The 1,130-nt window shown below is 42.3% G+C and carries 4 protein-coding genes; 1 reads left to right on the forward strand and 3 read right to left on the reverse strand.

Going from position 1 to position 1,130, the window contains the following annotated elements; all coding sequences use genetic code 11:
• The 3 genes from ACWHAR_RS22585 to csoR all read right to left on the reverse strand — a co-directional run.
• Positions 1 to 141 (reverse strand): cation transporter (locus ACWHAR_RS22585; RefSeq protein WP_452087893.1); only part of this gene is annotated, 141 nt, incomplete at its 3' end.
• 47 nt (positions 142 to 188) lie between these two features.
• Positions 189 to 398 carry a copper chaperone CopZ gene (gene copZ / locus ACWHAR_RS22590; protein ID WP_003228406.1) on the reverse strand — a complete coding sequence of 70 codons (210 nt, stop codon included), beginning with the start codon at positions 396 to 398 and terminating at the stop codon, positions 189 to 191.
• A 75-nt stretch (positions 399 to 473) separates the two neighbouring features.
• Positions 474 to 779 carry a copper-sensing transcriptional repressor CsoR gene (csoR, locus tag ACWHAR_RS22595; RefSeq protein ID WP_003228404.1) on the reverse strand — a complete coding sequence of 102 codons (306 nt, stop codon included), beginning with the start codon at positions 777 to 779 and terminating at the stop codon, positions 474 to 476.
• Between the two features lie 127 nt (positions 780 to 906).
• On the opposite strand from csoR, the gene ACWHAR_RS22600 reads away from it, so the two are divergent.
• Positions 907 to 1,130, forward strand: a 224-nt coding sequence (locus ACWHAR_RS22600; protein WP_452087892.1) for a Gfo/Idh/MocA family oxidoreductase, incomplete at its 3' end; no start/stop codon positions are given.

Genomic DNA, 1,130 nt, shown 5'->3' on the forward strand with positions numbered 1-1,130 from the left:
ATCCGTGACACCGGGCATTCGCTTCAGGCCTTTTTCAATTCTGGCAGCACATGCCGCACAGGTCATACCAGAGACCTGCATCGCGATTTCCTTTTGTTCACTCAACATACTCACTCCTTTATATACACCTGGGGGGTATATAAAAATGAAAGAAATATCGCGCCTCCCTAAAGGCGCGATACCTTGAATCACTCAGCTACGTCATAGCCCTGATCTTCTATCGCATCCGCAATATCTTTGACTGATACTTTGTCAGCATCAAACGAAACATCGACTTTACCCGCTTCCAGATTGACATGAACGGCACTGACGCCGTCCAGTTCTCCTACGCTTGTTTCTACTGCTTTGACGCAGTGCTGACAAGACATTCCTTCAACTTGCAATGTTTTTTGTTCCATAATCAATTCCTCCTGTTTATTCTTTCTATTTTCATCCTACCATACCCCCGTATGGTATTACAATAAAAAAACGCTTTATGATTTTGTGAACTTTTTAAATACGTCCAAAAGCTCAGAAATGGCCTGTTCCCCGTCTCCGCTTTTGATGGCATCTGCTACACAATGATGGGCATGATCCTCAAGCAAATGAAGCGCCACATTTTTCATTGCCGCCTGAACAGCTGAAATTTGCACAAGAATATCTACACAATATCTGTCGTTTTCCACCATGTTTTGAATGCCTCTGACCTGGCCCTCAATCCGCTTAAGCCGGTTTGTAATCTGATCTTTTTCTTTCGAGCTTTTATGGTTTAATGTTTTATGTTCGTTATGCTTTTCCATGCGTACACCTCTGTTTAATGATATTAATTCCCATTATACTGATTGTCCAAACGGTTGTCTAAGCATGCCGACGCAAAAAATGAATCAGTTAGGTTTTACCATTTGATTAGGAGGGTATATACTTCTGTTGATAACGCTTTTAAAGGGGAGAAGGAAAGTGGATACGATCAAGGTTGGAATATTAGGATACGGATTGTCCGGTTCTGTTTTTCACGGGCCGCTGCTGGATGTTCTGGATGAATATCAAATCAGCAAAATCATGACATCTCGGACAGAAGAAGTGAAACGGGACTTTCCAGATGCTGAGGTTGTACATGAGCTTGAGGAAATCACAAATGACCCTGCCATTGA

The organism is Bacillus sp. LR--39, from assembly GCF_053613335.1.

Bases quoted from the DNA above. Each gene is read 5' to 3' on its own strand.
- copZ (WP_003228406.1), bottom strand. From the start codon at position 398: ATGGAACAAAAAACATTGCAAGTTGAAGGAATGTCTTGTCAGCACTGC.
- csoR (WP_003228404.1), bottom strand. From the start codon at position 779: ATGGAAAAGCATAACGAACATAAAACATTAAACCATAAAAGCTCGAAA.